Below are 18,151 nucleotides of genomic sequence, written 5' to 3'. Positions count from 1 at the left end.
GTTTACACCGCTCGGCTGAATGGCGGCGGCTGGCGCCCGGATAGCGCTGCGGCGCCCGGGCCCGAGGGCCGTCCGCAGGCCGGGCGGCGCCAACCCACAATGACGGGCAACCGGTCACAGTTGTCGCGATTCGTTGACGACGACGAAATATTGACGCCGTTATAGTCCGTCGCTCGCAATGGATTGGACGTGTGGAGCAGATGATGCAGCACAAGCGTTTGAGCAGGACCCTCGCCACCGCGCTGGCGGTCGCCGTACTGGCCATCGGCACGGCAACCGCAGCACCGGCTGCCACCGGGCTGAGCCCGACCTTCACCACCTGCCGTGACAAGGCACAGGGTGCGATCGAGCAGGCCGCCTGCCTGACCTCGGAAAGCGCACGCCAGGACCAGCGCCTGAACCAGGCCTACCGCCAGCTGCAGGCAAAGCTGACTGGCGCAAAGAAGACCAAGCTGGTGAATGCCCAGCGCGCGTGGCTGCAGTCGCGCAGCCGCGATGGCGAACTGGATACCGCGCTGTACGACGATTCGCAGCCCGGCAACCTGCAGGGCGAGCTGAACGATGTGATGCGCCTGAGCGCGCGTGCCGACCAGCTGCAGAAGTATCTGCAGCTGCTGGACTGACCCTTGAGGGGCAGACCCTCTGACTGCACAAGGATGTAAGACATGCCAACCAACATCGATACCCATGATCTCGATGCCACCTCCGGCGCCGTGTATTTCGCCGTCGGCCGTGGTACCGAAGGGGGTCCCGCCTCCTACCATCTGGCCATCGCCGGCATCACCCAGGGCGTGACCGAACCGCACTGGGGCACGGTGAACAAAGTCGCGCAGAACAGCGGTTACAGCCTGGGCGCGATCCAGGTCGACTTCGGCCAGCGCGGCGAGTGGGCGCTGGGCGCCATCGACGGCCACGCACTGAAGGCGGGCGAGACGACCTATGTCGACGCCGTGATCGATCAGGCCAGCACCTATGCCAAGGCGCACAACCTGCCCTTCACCCAGGACCACGCCGACCTGCGCCGCGACCTGCTCAGCCACGGCAATGGCCTGAGCGGGCGCAGCTCGATCCAGTTCATCGATACCAACACGCGCGACAGCATCAACGCCTGGGCCGGTTCGGCCGAGGGCAAGCAGTGGATCCACGCGAACATCGACTACCCGCAGGTGCGCAACGCCACCCGGATCGGCATGGCGATGGTGGACGCACACGGCAGCGGCATCGCCGAGGAAAACCGCTTCGAAGCGATCAGCCTGATCGCCAAGACCGCCAACCAGTTGCCCAGCCAGCTGCCCAAGCTGCAGAAGGTGCTGGAAGAAGGCGGTGACTACGAGACGCTGCGCGCGAAGGCCGGGCAGATCCGCGAGACCTACCAGTACTTCGACGCGCCCAAGGCCGGCGACATCGCCGTGCGCTACGAAAATGCCTACGCCAACAACAAGGACGCAATGGACCGCGCCCATGCCAAGGTCAGCAGCCGCGACTACTCGCCCGCCGGTGAGCACAACGATGCGGACATCAAGGTGGCGCTGGACCAGATCGGCGCACCGCGCCAGCAGGCCGGTTCGCAGACGTTGAAGGAAGGGTCCAGCGGCCGTGACGTGCTGAAGCTGGAGAGCAATCTGGTCACGCTGGGCTATGCCAGTGCTGGCGGCCAGCAGACGCTGAATCCGGACCGGCGCTTCGATGCCACCACCCGCAAGGCGGTGGAAGACTTCCAGCGCGCACACAACCTGGACCCGGTGGACGGCAAGGCCGGGCCAGCCACGCTGGCCGCGATCGACCGCGACGCGCGCGAACTCCAGGGCAACCTGGCCGCGCTGGGGCTGACCGACGCCAAGGGCCAGGCCATCGGCAGCGATGGCTATCTGGGCGGTGGCAGCCGCCATGCGATCAACGCTTTCCAGCAGCAGCATGGCCTGCCCGCGACCGGCATTGCCGATGCGGAAACCCGCCAGGCGCTGGCCAATGAAGTGCAGCAGCGTGCGCAGGCACAGGGCAACACCCCGGAACCGCAGGCCGCGGCCGAGCCTGCGCGCGAGACGGTGTACCCGATGTCCGACCCGCGCAGCCCGCAGAACTGGCTGTACACCGAGACCCTGGTGCAGGTGAAGTTCGCCGAGGAAGCGCGTGGCCTGCCCTCCGGCGAGCACAGCGAGAAGCTGGCCGCTGCGCTTACCGTGGAAGCTGCACGTGCCGGCCTGTACCGGGTTGATCGCGTTGAGCTGAACCAGGATGGCTCGATGGCGCGCGCGGTGCAGGCCAATGCACTGCACGACGAAAGCGCGTTGAACCGCAATACCGCGCCGGTATCGACGGCGGACGCGATGCGCCAGAGCGTGCAGGAAAACAGCGAGCGGGCATTGCAGGTGAGCGATCAGCAGCGCGAGCAGCAGAAGATCGACCAGCAGACCCAGCAGCACGGGCCGCGGGCCATGATGGCGTAAGAGAGCGGGCCCACGGGCCTGCGAGTGCCATTGCCTTGCTCACCCCTCGTCGGCTTGAGGTCGACGGGGGCATTGGTTGAGGTGCGTCGAGGATTGTCGCAAATGCGAGGTCTTGCGCCCCGGAGCGTGCCCACGCTTCGAGGTAGTCGGCCTCGCGGTGTAGTCGATCCGGTTTGATCGCGTCGACGCTTTGACGACAGATAAGTCCGTCCGGAGCTTTCCCTAAGTGGTCAGTACCCGCCATCCATAGGCGGTCTGCTTCCAATAGGCGTCCTGGCCATCTCCGGTCCATGCGAACGTCCACGTCTCGCGTGCGCATCCTGGAAGATCGTTGGTAATAGTGATCTTCTCTCCGGAAGCACCATGATGGAAAAGGGCGCGGATGGCTGGCGTCCGAGGTGAATCCCGCTCCCCCCTACAGCGATGGCGAATGGTCAGTGTCCCAAGTGCAAGCGTCCGCTGGTGGACATCTTTGCGTGCGTCCAGCCATCGAGCGACTTCGTTCGCTTCGTCAGTTCCGGCGCTGTAGCGCGTGGTCCGATCGACGGCAACCGCAAGGCGGTCCAACGCCATCACTCCCGGCCATGTCGTCGAACCAAGCGCAAGCGCAAAAGCCAACAGACATTTGAATGACGCCGAAAAATTCGATTTCATGGATGCTGCTTCCTTGAACACAGAATCGCGTGTCTCCAGCCTGCTTCCATACTCAGAAGATTGGCAATGAGAAAAGCTGCAATCTGCATCATGCGATCCGACGTCTTTCGGGATTTTGCGAACCAGGGAACGACGGCCAAACAACAACTTTTGTTGATAGCGACAGCTACTGACGTCAATGCCAGTTACCGCTCCCAGCCAAGTCGATACACTCATTGCCTCGCACCGGCTTACCCAGTCTGAGAGGCCTCGCCTGCAATCATCCTCCCTCCTGATGCTCGCCTCATGACCGCTATCACAAAGCGCGCCCTGAGCATCGTCTACGCATCCTTGAAGGACGCAGGATTTGTCCGAAGTGGACCAACTTTTACGAGATGCCGCGAGAATTTCATTGATGTGCTCTCGCCTCAGATCAGAAGCGACGGCAAAGCACTCGCACTCAATGTCGGTGTGCTCGCCCGCTTCATCCCGCGGCGTTGCATGGATCGGACCACCAATCTCAACGAAACCGACTGCGACGTGAGATGCAGGGCCGCTCCCCCAGGGAACAGCGACCATTGGATAGCCGTTGAAAAGGACGCTGATCTGCTCAGGACTGAGGTGGATGCTCTATTGACAGAGAGTGCCCTTCCCTTTTTCTCAAAGTTCCAGGACATCGATTCCATCTGTGAAGCTCTGACGGTCGCGGCCATTCAGGCCGACACGACGCCGGCACACTTCAGTTCGATCACGCGCGTCGGCAGGGCCCTGCTCGCTGCCCATTCGTGGCAGGCAAAGGCTGACACCGAATCTGCCAAGGCGCTGGCCACATATGGACTCTCCATCTGTAATGGCGCTACCTCACTGAAAAGCCGATTCAGGAAAATTCTGGAAGCTTAGCCGGCCCCAGAACCGACGCAGGCATTGAAACACTGCCGCCTCAGTACCCGCCGCGCGCGCCGCCCACCTGCTCGATCAACGTCTGGCTGGCAGCATTCAGCCCCACTACCGTCACCTTCGCCCCATGTGCGGCCAGCTATTCCTGCGCGCGTTCCAGCGCGGCCGCGGCGGTCAGGTCTCACAGGTGGGCGTCGCGCAGATCAATCTGTACCTTCGGCGTCACGTGCTGGTAATCGAACACCGCACCCAGATGGCCGGCCGAGGCAAAGAACACCTGCCCACGCACGCGGTAGACCTGCGTGTCACCGACATCGTAGCGCTGCATATCCAGCATGCGGCCGAGGAATTCGATGACCATGTTGGCCAGGCCCTGGGCGACGCATTCGCGGTCACGCTCGCTGGGCCTCTCGTCGATGTCCTCGACGTTCTGCGACGATGCCGGACAGCGGAAGGCAGCGAGGCATGCCGCCGCTCTACAATCAGGCCATGGCCACCCACCGCCCGCAGTTCTTCGACCCCGCCACCGAACAGGGCGTGCTGCGCCTGTCGATCGCCGCCTCGCTGCTGCTGGCCGCCGCCGCAGTGGTATTCGGCCTGCTGGCCAATTCCTCGCTGATCATCTTCGATGGCATCTACGGCCTGATCGACGTGGTGATGACCTGGCTGTCGCTGCTGGTGGCACGGCTGATCGCGCTGTCCACCCAGACCGATGCCTTGCAGTCGAGGCTCAACCAGCGCTTCACCATGGGTTTCTGGCACCTGGAACCGATCGTGCTGGGGGTCAGCGGCACGCTGATGATCGGTGCGGCACTGTATGCCTTGGTCAATGCGGTGGATGCACTGATGTCCGGGGGCCGCCACATTGCGCTGGGCCCGGCCATCGCCTTCGCCGGGCTGTCGATCGTCGGCGAAGGCGCGCTGGCCTGGTTCATCCTGCGCGCCAACCGCCGCATCGGCTCGGAGTTCATCGCACTGGATGCGAAGAACTGGGTGATCGCGGCCAGCATGTCGGCCTGCTACCTGCTGGCCTTCCTCGGCGGCGTGCTGGTGCAGGGCACGTCCTGGGCCTGGGTCGGGCCGTACATCGACCCGGCCATCCTTGCCTTCGTCTGCGTGCTGGTGATGATCGCCCCGCTCGGCACCGTGCGCCGGGCGCTGGCCGGCATCCTGCTGGTCACCCCGCCGGAGCTGCAGGCGCACGTGGATGCCGTGGCACGCGCGATCGTGGCCAAGCATGGCTTCGTCGAGCACCGCAGCTACGTGGCGCAGGTGGGGCGAGGCGAGCAGATCGAGCTGTTCTTCGTGGTTCCGGAAAACGACCCGCCGCGGCCGCTGGTGGAATGGGACCAGCTGCGCGACGAGATCGGCGACGCGCTGGGCGAGGCCTCGCCGGACCGCTGGTTGACCATCATGTTCACCACCGACCGCGAGTGGACGATCTAGGCCAACAGGACGATCGATCAAGTTTTTCGTACGCCCTGCAACCCAACGTACGCGGAAAGCGGGCAAAGTAGGCTCCAACGCAGTACCCACCCACTGACCAGGAGCATCCCGATGTCCATCGAAAAGGTTCTGTACACCGCCCAGGCCACCTCCACCGGCGGGCGTGAAGGCCGTTCCGTCTCGTCCGACAACGTGCTGGACATCCAGCTGTCGACCCCGCGCGAGCTGGGCGGCGCCGGTGGCCCGGGCACCAACCCCGAACAGCTGTTCGCCGCCGGCTATTCGGCCTGCTTCCTGGGCGCGCTGAAGTTCGTGGCCGGCCAGGCCAAGGTCGCGCTGCCGGCCGACACCACCGTGACCGGCAAAGTGGGCATCGGCCAGATCCCGACCGGCTTCGGCATCGAAGCCGAGCTGACCATCAACGTGCCGGGCGTGCCGCGCGAGCAGGTGGAAGAACTGGTGCAGAAGGCGCACATCGTGTGCCCGTACTCCAACGCCACCCGCGGCAACATCGACGTGACGCTGATCGTTGCCTGATGGGGTGCTGCCGGCCAGCGGCCGGCACTACCAACGTAAAGAGCAAAAAAATGGGCGGATGCCGGTCGAAACCGAACATCCGCCCATCCCACCTTCGTTGTCCCACAGGGGGGCATGAGGTTGCCGGCCAGCGGCCGGCACTACCAGGTCATTTTTCGCTGGTGATGAGCTGCACGACGCTGGAGAAATCCAGCTTGCCGCGGCCGGCCTGGTGGTTCATCGAGTACAGGTTGCGGGCCACTTCGCCCAGCGGAATCGAGGCACCGACACTCATCGCCGCTTCCACCGCCAGGCCCATGTCCTTCAGCATCAGATCGCTGCCGAAACCGCCGCTGTAGCCGCGCGAGGCCGGCGCGTTTTCCAGCACGCCCGGCCACGGGTTGCACACTTCAGTGGCCCAGCTGCGGCCGGTGCTGACCGCCATCATCTGCGACAGCACCTTCGGGTCCAGGCCGTGCGCCACGCCCAGCGCGATGGCTTCACCGGTCACCGCCATGATCACGCCCAGCGCCATGTTGTTGCACAGCTTGGCGACCTGGCCGGCGCCGCTGGCGCCGACATGGAAGATGTTCTTGCCCATCGCCTGCAGCACCGGGCGCGCGCGTTCCAGCGCGTCCTCCTCGCCACCGACGATGAAGGTCAGGGTGCCGGCCTGGGCACCGGCGGTACCGCCGGACACCGGTGCGTCGATCATCTGCAGGCCACGCGCGGCGGCCGCTTCCGAGACCTTGCGGGCGCTGGCCGGTGCGATCGTGCTGCAGTCGATGACCAGCGCACCGGCCGGAATCGCGGCAAGGATGCCGTCGTCGCCCAAGTACACGCCTTCGACATGGCGGCTGGCCGGCAGCATCGAGATCACCACTTCGGCATCGGCCAGGGTGTCGCGTGCCGACGAAGCAGCGCTGGCGCCGGCATCGACGGCGGCCTGCACCGCGGCCGGGACCAGATCGAACACGCGCACGCTGTGGCCGTTCTTGACCAGATTGGCGGCCATCGGGCCACCCATGTTGCCCAACCCGATGAATGCAATGCGGCTCATGCAAGGCTCCTTTCAACAAGGGGAGTGCCCAGGTCGGCCAGCGGATGCGCGGCATCGGCCCAGGGGGAAGCGAAGAAGGTGTCGGCCCACGCGCCGGTGGCCTCGGCCAGGGTGGCCGGGTTCCACTGCGGATTGCGGTCCTTGACGACCAGCAACGCGCGGATGCCTTCGGCGAAATCACCGTGGGCGGCGCAATGCAGGGCGACGATGTACTCCAGGCGATAGATCGCGGCCAGATCCTGGCCGGCACTGCGGCGCTGCAGTTCGTACGCCAACCGTGCCGAACCGGGTGCACCGGCGGCGAGAGTCTTCTGTGCGGCCTGCAACCAGGCGTCGTCGGTCTGCAGGCCGGCAATGCGCGCCACGATGGCCTGCAGGTCATCGCCTTCGCACAGCGCCTTGACCTGCGCCGCATTGGCCAGCAGCGGGCCAGTCGCAGCATCACTGGCATGCGACTGCAGCAGATGGGTCAGGCGTTCGTGGTTGTGTGCGGAATCACTGGACCAGGCCACCTGCAGCAGCGCATCGAACACTGCACTGCGGCGTTCTTCGGCCACGTGCACGTCGGCCAGGCCGGCGTAGATAGCGTCGCCCGGGTTGAGCAGCGCGCCGGTCAGCGCCAGGAACAGGCCGCCCTTGCCCGGTACGCGCGGCAGCAGCCAGCTGCCACCGACATCGGGGAACAGGCCGACGGTGATTTCCGGGAAGGCCAGCTTGGAGCGCTCGCTGACCACGCGGTGGCTGGCGCCGGACATCAGGCCGATGCCGCCGCCCATCACGATGCCATGGCCCCAGCACAGGATCGGCTTGGCGTAGGTGTGGATGAGATGATCGACGCGGTATTCGACGTCGAAGAACTCGGCGGCGTAGTCGTTCTCGCGGATGTCGCTGCAGTCGGCCTCGCGGAAGGCGACCATGCTCTTGTACAGGCTGTGCAGGTCGCCGCCGGCGCAGAACGCCTTCTCACCGGCACCCTGCAGCACCACCATGGCGATGCCGTCGTCATCGGCCCAGGCCTTCAGCTGCTTCAGCAGCAGGTGCGCCATCGGCAGCGAGAAACCATTGAGCGTGCGCGGCGCGTTGAGCGTGGCGATGCCGATGCGCGTGCCGTTGCCGGCCACGCGCTCCTCGAACAGCACCGGTGCGTCGTCGGCAGCGGTGTCGATGCTCATGCGTTCTTCCACTGCGCGGTGCGCTTTTCCAGGAAGGCGGTCACGCCCTCGACCTGGTCAGCGGTGTCGAACAGGTCGACGAAGGCTTCACGCTCGGCCACCAGCGCCGAGGCGTGGGTGCCGGTGCGGGTGGACTGCACCAGGGTCTTGCAGGCGGCGATGCTGGTCGGGCTCTGCTTGCCGGCCTTCTTCGCCCATTCCAGGGCCAGTGCCTTGGCTTCGCCCTTGCCGACCTTTTCTTCGGCCAGGCCAATGCGCAGTGCGGTCTCGGCATTGATGCGCTCGCCCAGCAGGATCATGCGCTTGGCCCAGCCCTCGCCGACCAGGCGCGGCAGGTTCTGGGTGCCACCGGCACACGGCAACAGGCCGACGGTGGCCTCCGGCAGCGCCACCTGGGCGTGGTCTTCGATGATGCGCAGGTCGCAGGCCAGTGCGCATTCCAGGCCACCGCCCATGGCGTAGCCGTTGATCGCGGCGATCGACACGCCACGGAAACCGGACAGCGCTTCGAAGGCTTCACCGAAGCGGCGCGCGGCCTCGCGTGCAGCGGCCTTGTCGCCGGAGGCGAACTGGTTGAGGTCGGCACCGGCGGAGAAGAACTTCTCGCCGTCACCGGTGATCACCAGCGCGTAGATGTCGCGGTCTGCGTTGAGCGCACCCACCAGGTCGCGCAGCGCCGACAGGCTGTGCACGGTCCAGGTGTGCGCCGGCGGGTTGTTCAGGGTGACCACGGCGGTGTGGCCATCGACCTCCACCTTCAGGCCCACGTGCTCCAGGGTACGCCAATCCTTCATCGCAGTTCCTCTTCGGTGTTGAGCAGGTGACGGGCAACGATCACCCGCATGATCTCGTTGGTGCCTTCCAGGATCTGGTGCACGCGGCAGTCACGCAGCAGACGCTCGATCGGGTACTCGCGGATGTAGCCGTAGCCACCGTGGATCTGCAGCGCTTCGTTGCAGACGTTGAAACCGGCATCGGTGGCGAAGCGCTTGGCCATCGCACACCACACGTTGGCATCGCTGGCACCGGCATCGAGCTTGCGCGCGGCGGTGTGCACCATCTGCCGTGCAGCCACCAGCTGGGTGACCATGTCGGCCAGCTTGAACTGCAGCGCCTGGAATTCAGCCAGCGCCTTTCCGAACTGGCGGCGCTCGCCCATGTAACGGCGCGCGGCATCCAGCGCACCCTGCGCGGCACCCAGCGAGCAGGCAGCGATGTTGATGCGGCCGCCATCGAGCCCCTTCATCGCCAGCTTGAAGCCGCCGCCTTCCTCTCCCAGAAGGTGGCTGACCGGCACGCGGACGTTCTCGAAGGTGATGCCGCGGGTGGGCTGGCTGTTCCAGCCCATCTTCTCTTCCTTGCGGCCGAAGCTGATGCCCGGCAGGTCCGACGGCACCGCAATCGCGCTGACACCGCCGGCACCGGCACCGCCGGTACGTGCCATCACCACCAGCAATTCGGTGGCACCAGCGCCGGAGATGAAGGCCTTGGAACCGTTCAGCACATAGAAGTCGCCATCGCGCACGGCGGTGGTCTTCAGCGAGGCCGCATCGGAACCCGCACCCGGTTCGGTCAGGCAGTACGAGGCCAGCTTGAGGCCCGAGGACAGATCGGTGCCCCACGCATCGCGCAGGGCCGGCTGGCCCCACTTGGACACCATCCACGAGGCCATGTTGTGGATGCTGATGTAAGCCGCGGTCGACGGATCGACGTTGGCGAGCTCCTCGATGACGACGGCGGCGTCCAGTCGGCTCAAGCCGCTGCCGCCCACTTCCGGGTCCATGTACAGGCCGCAGAAGCCCAGTTCACCGGCCTTGGCGATCGCCTCGCGCGGAAAGATGCCCTCCGCATCCCATCGCGCGGCGTGCGGCGCCAGTTCGGCCTGTGCGAAGTCGCGCGCCGCCTCGCGGTACGCCTGCTGCGCTTCTTCCAGTTCCGTCGTCATCGAGTGGCTCATGGCTGCTCCTGCCGTTACTTCAGGCTGATCGTGGTGTTGACGCCGTGGCTCAGCGTCTCGTCATCGAACCAGCGCGCGGTGACCGTCTTGGTCTGGGTGTAGAACAGCACCACCTGCTTGCCGTACGGGCCCAGGTCGCCCAGCTTGGAGGCGCGCGAACCGGTGAACGAGAACAGCGGCACCGGCACCGGGATCGGCACGTTGATGCCGACCTGGCCGACGTCGATGTCTTCCTGGAACTTGCGCGCGGCAGCGCCGGACTGGGTGAACAGTGCGGTGCCGTTGCCGTTCGGGTTGCTGTTGACCATCGCGATGGCCTCTTCCAGCGTTTCCGCTTCAAGGATGACCAGCACCGGCCCGAAGATTTCTTCCTGGTAGATGCGCATGTCGGTGGTGACACCGGCAAAGATGGTCGGGCCAACGAAGTTGCCCTTCTCGAAGCCATCGACCTGCGGCTTGCGGCCGTCGAGTACCAGCTTGGCGCCCTGCTCCACGCCCGAGGCGATCAGGCCTTCCACGCGCTCGCGGGCGCTGCAGGAAATGACCGGGCCGACGTCGGTGCCGGACACGGTGCCGGCGCTGACCTTCAACGTCTTGGCCTTTTCGACCAGGTCCTGCACCCAGTTGCGTGCTTCACCGACCAGCACCAGGGTGGAGGCGGCCATGCAGCGCTGGCCAGCGGCGCCGAAGGCGGCACCGACCATCGCGTTGAGGGTCTGTTCCTTGTTGGCGTCCGGCAGCACCACGGCGTGGTTCTTGGCGCCCATCATGCACTGCACGCGCTTGCCGGCCAGCGAGGCGCGGTTGTAGACGTGGGTGCCGACGCGGGTGGAACCGACGAACGACACGGCCTTGATGTCCGGGTGGTCGCAGATCGCGTTGACCACTTCCTCGCCACCGTGGACGACGTTCAGCACGCCCTTCGGAATGCCGGCTTCCAGGGCAAGCTCGACCAGGCGCATGGTGACCATCGGGTCCTGCTCGGACGGCTTGAGGATGAAGGTGTTGCCCGTTGCAATCGCCATCGGGAACATCCACAGCGGGATCATCGCCGGGAAGTTGAACGGGGTGATGCCAGCGCACACGCCCAGCGGCTGCATGATCGTGTAGGTGTCCACGCCATTGGCCACGTTGTTGGCCAGCTCTCCCAACTGCAGGTTGCCGATGGCGGCGGCGTGCTCGACCACTTCCAGGCCACGGAACACATCGCCTTCGGCATCCGGCAGGGTCTTGCCCTGTTCGGCGGTGAGGATGTGGGCCAGCTCGCTCATGTTCTCGCGGATCAGCTGCTGGTACTTCAGGAAGATGCGCGCGCGGGTGCCGATCGGGGTCTTGCGCCAGGTCTTGAAGGCTTCCTTGGCGGCGGCGACGGCGGCGTCCACTTCGCCGGTGGTGGCGAACGGCACCTTGGCCAGCACGTCCTGGGTGGCCGGATTGATCACGTCCTGCCAGTGGGAGGTGGCCGATTCAACGAACTGGCCATCGATCAGCATGCGGATACGGGGCGCTGCAACAGTCATGACGACAATCCCACGGGGTGCGAAAGATGCTTGGCATTATTCACAGCACCCGTCTCGATTTCCGGGCTGAATCCGCTTAATCTGGCCAACACGCCAGACGATTCATGTTAATTTTGTGAATTATTCAGCCACCCAGCGGCAGCTTGGCCTGCGCTTGCTACGGCTGCGCGAGCAGCGCGGCTACAGCCAGGTGGACCTGGCCCGCGCATTGGGCCTGTCGGCCAGTTACCTGAACCAGATCGAGCGCAACAAACGCCCACTGACCCCGGCCGTACAGAAGAAGCTGGGCGAGGTATTGGGCGATGTTTCCTCACTGTTCGACGAAGATGAGCCCGCTGCCCTGCAGGAAGCCCTGGGCGAGACCCTGCGCGACCTCGGCTTGGCCGAAGTCAGCGCGACCGAGCTGCGCGCCTTGGCCGGCAACCTGCCGCAGGTCAGCCGCGCACTGCTGGACCTGCACCGCCGCCACCTGGCGCTGCGCGAGCATGCCGCCGCGCTGGAGTTCCAGCTGGGCGAGCCCGGCGCCGGCAGCACCCTGCCCGCCGGTGACCAGGTGCGCGAGTTCTTCAATCGCATGCACAACCACATCCCCGAACTGGACGAGCTGGCCGAGCAGCTGTTCGCCGAATGGGGGCTGTCGCCCGGGCATGTGGCACCGCGGCTGCGCCAGCTGCTGGCCGACCGACATGGCGTGCTGGTGGAAGTGGCTGCACTGCAGGCCGGGCGCGAGAAACGGCAATACGATGCCGGTGCGCGGCGGCTGTGGCTGCCCGATTATCTGGAGCCCGGCCAGCAGGCGTTCCAGATGGCGGCCGAGCTGGCCCTTCACGGCTACCTGCCGCAGATCGATGCGGTAGTGGCGCGCGCCGGCTTTACCGATGAGGCACGCATCGCGCAGGCGCGGATCGGTCTCTCCAACTATTTCGCCGGTGCGTTGGTGATGCCGTACATGCGTTTCCTGCGTGCGGCCGAGGCCAGCAGTTACGACATCGAGCTGCTGGCGCACCAGTTCGGCGTGGGCTTTGAAGCGGTCTGTCATCGGCTGAGCACGCTGGCGCGGCGCAGCGCGCCCGGGCTGCCGTTCTTCTTCATCCGCGTGGATCGCGCCGGCAACGTCTCCAAGCGCCATTCGGCCACCGACTTCCACTTCTCGCAGGTGGGAGGGTCGTGCCCGCTGTGGATCGTCTACGAGGCGTTCAACCAGCCCGGGCGCATCCTCACCCAGACCGCGCGCATGCCCGATGGGCGGCGCCACTTCTGGCTGGCGCGGCAGGTCAGCAGCGGGCCGGTGGGCCATGGCCAGCCACGCAAGACGTTCGCGGTGGCGCTGGGCTGCGACCTGCAGCATGCCGAACGACTGGTGTATTCGCTGGGGTTGGATGTACAGAGCCCGGGGAACTCGGTGTCGATCGGGCCGGGTTGCCGGGTGTGCCCGCGCGAGGACTGCATGCAGCGCGCGTTCGCGCAGTTGCCGGGGCGGTAGGGGGTTCTGCAGGGCTGCGCCCTGCACCTGCGGTAGTGCCGGCCGCTGGCCGGCAACCTCAAAAGCAACAGCGGGCTTTCCGTGGGATGGCCGGGCGGTGTCGGATTGCGGGGACGCCGTGAACCCGTCCCTGAAGTGACCCCCGGCATCCATGCCGCGGACACCCCGCAATCCGACACCACCCCGCCTTCGACAGTTTCCTCCTGCTGCTGGAACCTGATGCTGATGCTGATGGTGATGCTGATGCTGATGGTGATGCTGATGGTGGGTGCCGACCGTTGGTCGGCACGCTCTCGCCCTGCGCGAAATGCATCCACGCATGGCGTGGATCTACTGCCGGCTCAGTAGATCGGCGTGACCTTCATCTGCGGCAGCGGACGCGGTGCGCCGTCAGTAAGGTCCGGGCCGAGGTCTTCCCAGGTACGTCCCTGCTCGACCATCAACCCCCACAGCTGCTGCGAGGCCAGCCGCTTGTCTTCCGAGCCCAGCTTGTACGACGGCGGTGCCGGTTCCCCGCGGGCAACCATCGAATAGGCCGCGCGGTAGGCCAGTACCTGCTGCGCCGGATCATCGGTGCGTGCCACTTCCAGCGTGTAGCGCTGGTAGGCCGAGGCCAGGTTGCGCCAGCGGATCCAGTAGTGGTTCTCGAACGAGAACGAACAGAAGCGCGCGCCGGCGAGGCTGCCCTTGTCGGCGATGCGGGTCAGCACCTCCTGCGGCATGTCCAGGTTCATGCCGCCTTCGTCGCCCTGCAGGCTGACGTGCACGATGCGGTCGCGGTAACCCGGCGCGCGCGCCTGCAGCAGATCGCGCCAGTTCTGCATGGTCGCCACCACCGCGAACAGGAAGCGGCCCAGCTCGGCGGCCGCCAGCGGTGTGGCGATCGACTGGTAGGTGCGCTGCCAGCCGTGTCGGTTCTCGGTGGGCAGGAACACCGCGTGCTCCAGCGACTGGCGGCCACTGCTGCCGTGGTTCACCTCTTCGGCGTGCTGCGGGTAGACCAGATTGATGGCGAAGGTCGGCCAGCGCGGCAACGCGGCATCGAACAGATGGATCGGGAAATTGCTGCTGATGCCACCATCGGAGAACCAGCAGATGCGGAAGGCGGTGATCACCGGGCCGCAAGCCTGCCCGGCGCTGGTCAGCCCTTCCATGCTGTCGGCCACGTTGTGCTCGGGGTCCGCCGCCGGCGCGGTCGGCTCGCAGCGTCGTTCGCGGCGTGAGGGTTCATGCAGCGGCACCGCGCTGATCAGCAGCGGGAAGCTCAGGCTCATGCGCGTGGCCACCAGCACCGGCAGCTTCGGGCCCGGCGGCAGGTGGTAGTACTGCCGCCCTTCCACCTCCAGCGGCGGGCCGGCCTGCGTCACCAGCCACTGCACCACGCTGGCCGGGAACAGCTGCTCGAATTCCTCGCGCAGGAACCAGAACTGCGCGCCGCCCAGCGGCAGCGTGCGCGGCTCGTTGTGCGACACGCAGGTGGTGATCATCTGCAGGCTGATCGCATGCGGGCTGTCCGGCTCGCCGGCATAGCGCGGCGCATCGTGCAGGTCGGCGAAGGTGAGCGGTGCATCCAGCGGCTTGCCGGACAACTGCTGCAGGCATTCGTGCAGCCACTCGGTCAGTGCCGGTGTGCGTGCATCGCGGCCGAGGCCGCTGCACAGGCCCAGCAGATTGCGTCGCGCCACGCGTGCCACACGAAGCGCGGCACCGGCCACACCTGCACCGTACGCACACAGCAGCGACGGCAGCAGCGTGGCCGCCACACCGCTCCAACCACCGCCCCACCAGCCCAGGCCGAGCAGCAGCGCCAGCGACACCAGCACTTCCAGCGGCGCGATCTCGAACACGGCAACGGCCAGGCACAGCAGTTTGTGCGGCAGGCTGGCATTGCCGGTCAGCACCACCAGCAGGCGATAGGCCGCGCGTGCCCCGCGTGCGGGCTGGAACAGGCTGTAGATGAAGCCGCGCCGCGACAGCTGCGCCGACACCGCCGACAACCCGCCATAGCCTGCATCGCCGGGCAGGTGCTCGCCGGCCTGCTGACGACGATCACCGCAGGCCGCCGCAGCCGCCACGGCGGCGGCGATGGCGCCGGCCGAAGTGCCGCCGATGCTCTTGAAGCGATACTCGCGCGCCAGCGCCAGTACCGCATTGGGGTACACGATACCGCTGGTGATGCCGCCTTTCATGACCAGATCGCAGTACTTGTCCGCCACTGTCTTGCCCCCGAGCATGCCGTCCGCCGCGTGGGTGCCAGTATGGCGCAGGGGCTTCTCAGGGCCTGAGAACAACGGCGCAGTCCGCGCACGCGATGCACCGTTCAGCAGAAAGCACGGCTGCAGGCTTGACCCGCCCCGCCATCGGCGTAGCATCTGCAGCAAGCCAAGGGACAGACCCGCGGCTGCCACAACGACATGAGGGATTCTCATGGAATTCGACTATCTCGTCTTCATCGGGCGATTCGAGCCCTTCCACAACGGCCACGCCGCCGTTGCCCGCCTGGCCCTGAGCCGGGCCCGCAAGCTGATCTTCCTGGTCGGCTCTGCCGATACCCCCCGCAGCCTGCGCAATCCCTGGACCGTGGCCGAACGCGCCGTGATGATCCAGGCCGCCCTCGATGGCCACACCGACCGCCTGCTGATCCGCCCGCTGCGTGACCACCTGTACAACGAAGCGCAGTGGATCGCCAACGTGCAGCGCCAGGTGGCTGACGCCCTGCGCAACGACGGCGCCGCCGCTGATGCGAAGGTAGGCCTGATCGGCATGGACAAGGACGCGTCCAGCTACTACCTGCGCGAGTTCCCGCAGTGGCCGCTGGTGGACGTGCAGCACACCGCCACCCTGTCGGCCACCGAGCTGCGGCGCTACCTGTTCGAAGCCGGCGACGTCGATTTCCACGGTGCGCTGCTGATGCTGCGTGGCAATGTGCCGGCGCCGGTGTACGACATGCTTGAAGCGTTCCGCAAAAGCGCGCCTGCCTATGGCCAGCTGGTGGCCGAGTACCGCTTCATCGAACAGTACAAGGCCGCCTGGAAGGATGCGCCCTACGCGCCCACCTTCGTCACCACCGATGCGGTGGTGGTGCATTCGGGCCACGTGCTGCTGGTGCGTCGCCGCTCGGAACCCGGCAAGGGGCTGTGGGCGCTGCCCGGCGGCTTCGTCGGCCAGGAACAGAGCCTGCTCGACAGCTGCCTGCGCGAACTACGCGAGGAAACCCGGCTGAAGATTCCGCTGCCGGTGCTGAAGGGGTCGCTGAAGGGCCAGCAGGTCTTCGACCACCCCGACCGCAGCCAGCGCGGCCGCACCATCACCCACGGTTTCCACTTCGAATTCCCGGCCGGTGAACTGCCGCCGGTGCGCGGCGGCGATGACGCTGACAAGGCGCGCTGGATACCGGTGAGTGAAGCCCTGGACATGGGCCCGCAGCTGTTCGAAGACCACCTGCACATCCTGGAGTATTTCCTCGGCCGCGGCTGACAGGCCCGGCCTCCCCACTGGCGGATAGACCGCTGGTGTCACTCGACGCGAAGGAGCTTCCGTCATGCACTACCTCGATAATCTTCTCCTCAACACCGACAGCTACAAGGCCAGCCATTGGCTGCAGTACCCGCCGGGTACCGATGCCACGTTCTTCTACGTCGAATCACGTGGCGGCCTGCACGATCGCACGGTGTTCTTCGGCCTGCAGGCGATCCTCAAGGACGCGCTGGCACGACCGGTCACCCACGCCGACATCGACGAGGCTGCTGCGGTATTCGCCGCGCATGGCGAACCGTTCAACGAGGCCGGCTGGCGCGATATCGTCAACCGGCTTGGCGGCCACCTGCCGGTGCGCATCCGCGCCGTTCCCGAGGGCAGCGTGGTGCCCACCCACCAGGCACTGATGACCATCGAGTCGACCGATCCGGCTGCGTTCTGGGTGCCGTCGTACCTGGAAACGCTGCTGCTGCGCGTGTGGTATCCGGTCACCGTGGCCACCATCAGCTGGCACGCACGGCAGACCATCGCCGCGTTCCTGCAGCAGACCAGCGACGACCCGCAGGGGCAGCTGCCGTTCAAGCTGCACGACTTCGGCGCGCGCGGTGTATCGAGCCTGGAATCGGCCGCGTTGGGCGGTGCCGCGCACCTGGTCAACTTCCTCGGCACCGATACCGTGTCGGCGCTGTGCCTGGCACGCGCGCACTACCACGCGCCGATGGCCGGCTATTCGATTCCGGCCGCCGAGCACAGCACCATCACCAGTTGGGGCCGCGAACGCGAGGTGGACGCCTATCGCAACATGCTGCGCCAGTTCGGCAAGCCCGGTTCGATCGTGGCGGTGGTGTCGGACAGCTATGACATCTACCGCGCGATCAGCGAACACTGGGGCACCACCCTGCGCGATGACGTGATCGCGTCGGGCGCCACCCTGGTCATCCGTCCCGACTCGGGTGACCCGGTGGAGGTGGTGGCCGAAAGCCTGCGCCGGCTGGATGAAGCCTTCGGCCACGCGATCAACGGCAAGGGCTATCGCGTGCTCAACCACGTGCGGGTGATCCAGGGCGATGGCATCAATCCGGACACCATCCGCGCGATCCTGCAGCGCATCACCGACGACGGCTACGCCGCCGACAACGTGGCCTTCGGCATGGGCGGTGCGCTGCTGCAGCGGCTGGACCGCGATACGCAGAAGTTCGCGCTGAAGTGCTCGGCCGCACGGGTCGAGGGTGAGTGGATCGACGTCTACAAGGATCCGGTCACCGACGCCGGCAAGGCCAGCAAGCGCGGCCGCATGCGCCTGCTGCGCCACCTGGACGATGGCAGCCTGCATACGGTGCCACTGCCGGCCAACGGCGACGACACCCTGCCGGACGGCTTCGAGGACGCAATGGTGACCGTGTGGGAGAACGGCCATCTTCTGTACGACCAGCGGCTGGACGACATCCGCACGCGGGCGGCCGTGGGGCATTGAAGGTGCATCCCGACCGGGGTCGGATCCCGTTGCAGCGCAGCGGGTTCTGACCCCTGCGCTCTTGACCGG

Annotated in this window: 17 protein-coding genes; 9 read left to right on the top strand and 8 right to left on the bottom strand. The window is 66.3% G+C overall.

Translation table 11 applies throughout. The annotated features are described in order from the left end of the window. The first annotated feature begins 203 nt into the window (after nucleotides 1-203). Together CKW06_RS01170 and CKW06_RS01165 are read left to right on the top strand one after the other, a co-directional pair. Nucleotides 204-623: a lysozyme inhibitor LprI family protein gene (locus tag CKW06_RS01170; protein ID WP_024956209.1), complete on the top strand. Its 420-nt coding sequence runs from the start codon at nucleotides 204-206 to the stop codon at nucleotides 621-623. A gap of 42 nt (nucleotides 624-665) precedes the next feature. After that, entirely contained in the window at nucleotides 666-2,447 is a 1,782-nt protein-coding gene (locus tag CKW06_RS01165) for a peptidoglycan-binding domain-containing protein (protein ID WP_024956210.1), read from the top strand. 222 nt (nucleotides 2,448-2,669) lie between these two features. Here the strand turns inward: CKW06_RS01165 and CKW06_RS23430 are convergent, their stop codons facing one another. Continuing rightward, nucleotides 2,670-3,317, bottom strand: coding sequence for a hypothetical protein (locus tag CKW06_RS23430; protein ID WP_143568587.1), 648 nt, complete (start codon nucleotides 3,315-3,317; stop codon nucleotides 2,670-2,672). A 69-nt stretch (nucleotides 3,318-3,386) separates the two neighbouring features. On the opposite strand from CKW06_RS23430, the gene CKW06_RS01160 reads away from it, so the two are divergent. Further along, complete coding sequence (locus tag CKW06_RS01160; protein WP_024956211.1) at nucleotides 3,387-3,980, top strand: DUF4304 domain-containing protein; 594 nt, start codon at nucleotides 3,387-3,389, stop codon at nucleotides 3,978-3,980. Between the two features lie 178 nt (nucleotides 3,981-4,158). Here CKW06_RS01160 and CKW06_RS24150 read toward each other — a convergent pair whose 3' ends face one another. Next, nucleotides 4,159-4,338: a hypothetical protein gene (locus CKW06_RS24150; protein WP_024956212.1), complete on the bottom strand. Its 180-nt coding sequence runs from the start codon at nucleotides 4,336-4,338 to the stop codon at nucleotides 4,159-4,161. Between the two features lie 104 nt (nucleotides 4,339-4,442). Between CKW06_RS24150 and CKW06_RS01150 the strand changes: the two genes are divergently transcribed. After that, nucleotides 4,443-5,423 (top strand): cation diffusion facilitator family transporter, encoded by a 981-nt coding sequence (locus tag CKW06_RS01150; protein WP_032963115.1) that lies wholly within the window; start codon nucleotides 4,443-4,445, stop codon nucleotides 5,421-5,423. A gap of 111 nt (nucleotides 5,424-5,534) precedes the next feature. Continuing rightward, nucleotides 5,535-5,960 carry an organic hydroperoxide resistance protein gene (locus CKW06_RS01145; RefSeq protein ID WP_004153735.1) on the top strand — a complete coding sequence of 142 codons (426 nt, stop codon included), beginning with the start codon at nucleotides 5,535-5,537 and terminating at the stop codon, nucleotides 5,958-5,960. Nucleotides 5,961-6,108: 148 nt separating this feature from the next. Here the strand turns inward: CKW06_RS01145 and mmsB are convergent, their stop codons facing one another. Genes mmsB through CKW06_RS01120 form a run of 5 tightly spaced genes read right to left on the bottom strand, consistent with a single transcriptional unit; the run spans nucleotide 6,109 to nucleotide 11,648 of the window. Further along, nucleotides 6,109-6,999 carry a 3-hydroxyisobutyrate dehydrogenase gene (gene mmsB, locus CKW06_RS01140; protein ID WP_005407687.1) on the bottom strand — a complete coding sequence of 297 codons (891 nt, stop codon included), beginning with the start codon at nucleotides 6,997-6,999 and terminating at the stop codon, nucleotides 6,109-6,111. Continuing rightward, complete coding sequence (locus tag CKW06_RS01135) at nucleotides 6,996-8,171, bottom strand: enoyl-CoA hydratase/isomerase family protein (RefSeq protein ID WP_024956213.1); 1,176 nt, start codon at nucleotides 8,169-8,171, stop codon at nucleotides 6,996-6,998. Before CKW06_RS01135 ends, mmsB begins: the two co-directional genes overlap by 4 nt. Then, nucleotides 8,168-8,965: an enoyl-CoA hydratase gene (locus tag CKW06_RS01130; protein ID WP_024956214.1), complete on the bottom strand. Its 798-nt coding sequence runs from the start codon at nucleotides 8,963-8,965 to the stop codon at nucleotides 8,168-8,170. The genes CKW06_RS01135 and CKW06_RS01130 overlap by 4 nt, the downstream gene beginning before the upstream one ends. Further along, entirely contained in the window at nucleotides 8,962-10,128 is a 1,167-nt protein-coding gene (locus CKW06_RS01125) for an acyl-CoA dehydrogenase family protein (protein WP_005407684.1), read from the bottom strand. Before CKW06_RS01125 ends, CKW06_RS01130 begins: the two co-directional genes overlap by 4 nt. A 14-nt stretch (nucleotides 10,129-10,142) precedes the next feature. Next, nucleotides 10,143-11,648 carry a CoA-acylating methylmalonate-semialdehyde dehydrogenase gene (locus CKW06_RS01120; protein ID WP_024956215.1) on the bottom strand — a complete coding sequence of 502 codons (1,506 nt, stop codon included), beginning with the start codon at nucleotides 11,646-11,648 and terminating at the stop codon, nucleotides 10,143-10,145. A 115-nt stretch (nucleotides 11,649-11,763) separates the two neighbouring features. Between CKW06_RS01120 and CKW06_RS01115 the strand changes: the two genes are divergently transcribed. Both CKW06_RS01115 and CKW06_RS24065 read left to right on the top strand, forming a co-directional pair. Then, nucleotides 11,764-13,131: a helix-turn-helix domain-containing protein gene (locus CKW06_RS01115; RefSeq protein WP_012478808.1), complete on the top strand. Its 1,368-nt coding sequence runs from the start codon at nucleotides 11,764-11,766 to the stop codon at nucleotides 13,129-13,131. 219 nt (nucleotides 13,132-13,350) lie between these two features. Next, nucleotides 13,351-13,479 (top strand): hypothetical protein, encoded by a 129-nt coding sequence (locus CKW06_RS24065; protein WP_262986147.1) that lies wholly within the window; start codon nucleotides 13,351-13,353, stop codon nucleotides 13,477-13,479. On the opposite strand, the gene CKW06_RS01110 is transcribed toward CKW06_RS24065, so the two are convergent. After that, nucleotides 13,473-15,365: a patatin-like phospholipase family protein gene (locus CKW06_RS01110; protein WP_024956216.1), complete on the bottom strand. Its 1,893-nt coding sequence runs from the start codon at nucleotides 15,363-15,365 to the stop codon at nucleotides 13,473-13,475. The two genes, CKW06_RS24065 and CKW06_RS01110, sit on opposite strands and share 7 nt — an antisense overlap. A gap of 193 nt (nucleotides 15,366-15,558) precedes the next feature. Between CKW06_RS01110 and CKW06_RS01105 the strand changes: the two genes are divergently transcribed. Beyond that, nucleotides 15,559-16,608, top strand: coding sequence for a bifunctional nicotinamide-nucleotide adenylyltransferase/Nudix hydroxylase (locus CKW06_RS01105; protein WP_032963117.1), 1,050 nt, complete (start codon nucleotides 15,559-15,561; stop codon nucleotides 16,606-16,608). A 64-nt stretch (nucleotides 16,609-16,672) separates the two neighbouring features. After that, the gene (locus tag CKW06_RS01100) at nucleotides 16,673-18,082 is read left to right on the top strand and encodes a nicotinate phosphoribosyltransferase (RefSeq protein ID WP_024956218.1); all 1,410 of its coding nucleotides are present in this window, start codon (nucleotides 16,673-16,675) and stop codon (nucleotides 18,080-18,082) included. Nucleotides 18,083-18,151 lie beyond the last annotated feature (69 nt).

It is taken from the genome of Stenotrophomonas maltophilia (assembly GCF_900186865.1).
Taxonomy (GTDB): Bacteria; Pseudomonadota; Gammaproteobacteria; order Xanthomonadales; family Xanthomonadaceae; genus Stenotrophomonas; species Stenotrophomonas maltophilia.
This window is presented reverse-complemented; position numbering and strand designations above follow the sequence as displayed.

What these genes read in the sequence shown, in the direction of transcription:
- CKW06_RS01170 (WP_024956209.1), top strand. Translation starts at nt 204, where the DNA reads ATGCAGCACAAGCGTTTGAGCAGGACCCTCGCCACCGCGCTGGCGGTC.
- CKW06_RS01165 (WP_024956210.1), top strand. Translation starts at nt 666, where the DNA reads ATGCCAACCAACATCGATACCCATGATCTCGATGCCACCTCCGGCGCC.
- CKW06_RS23430 (WP_143568587.1), bottom strand. Translation starts at nt 3,317, where the DNA reads ATGAGTGTATCGACTTGGCTGGGAGCGGTAACTGGCATTGACGTCAGT.
- CKW06_RS01160 (WP_024956211.1), top strand. Translation starts at nt 3,387, where the DNA reads ATGACCGCTATCACAAAGCGCGCCCTGAGCATCGTCTACGCATCCTTG.
- CKW06_RS24150 (WP_024956212.1), bottom strand. Translation starts at nt 4,338, where the DNA reads ATGGTCATCGAATTCCTCGGCCGCATGCTGGATATGCAGCGCTACGAT.
- CKW06_RS01150 (WP_032963115.1), top strand. Translation starts at nt 4,443, where the DNA reads ATGCCGCCGCTCTACAATCAGGCCATGGCCACCCACCGCCCGCAGTTC.
- CKW06_RS01145 (WP_004153735.1), top strand. Translation starts at nt 5,535, where the DNA reads ATGTCCATCGAAAAGGTTCTGTACACCGCCCAGGCCACCTCCACCGGC.
- mmsB (WP_005407687.1), bottom strand. Translation starts at nt 6,999, where the DNA reads ATGAGCCGCATTGCATTCATCGGGTTGGGCAACATGGGTGGCCCGATG.
- CKW06_RS01135 (WP_024956213.1), bottom strand. Translation starts at nt 8,171, where the DNA reads ATGAGCATCGACACCGCTGCCGACGACGCACCGGTGCTGTTCGAGGAG.
- CKW06_RS01130 (WP_024956214.1), bottom strand. Translation starts at nt 8,965, where the DNA reads ATGAAGGATTGGCGTACCCTGGAGCACGTGGGCCTGAAGGTGGAGGTC.
- CKW06_RS01125 (WP_005407684.1), bottom strand. Translation starts at nt 10,128, where the DNA reads ATGAGCCACTCGATGACGACGGAACTGGAAGAAGCGCAGCAGGCGTAC.
- CKW06_RS01120 (WP_024956215.1), bottom strand. Translation starts at nt 11,648, where the DNA reads ATGACTGTTGCAGCGCCCCGTATCCGCATGCTGATCGATGGCCAGTTC.
- CKW06_RS24065 (WP_262986147.1), top strand. Translation starts at nt 13,351, where the DNA reads ATGCTGATGCTGATGGTGATGCTGATGCTGATGGTGATGCTGATGGTG.
- CKW06_RS01110 (WP_024956216.1), bottom strand. Translation starts at nt 15,365, where the DNA reads ATGCTCGGGGGCAAGACAGTGGCGGACAAGTACTGCGATCTGGTCATG.
- CKW06_RS01105 (WP_032963117.1), top strand. Translation starts at nt 15,559, where the DNA reads ATGGAATTCGACTATCTCGTCTTCATCGGGCGATTCGAGCCCTTCCAC.
- CKW06_RS01100 (WP_024956218.1), top strand. Translation starts at nt 16,673, where the DNA reads ATGCACTACCTCGATAATCTTCTCCTCAACACCGACAGCTACAAGGCC.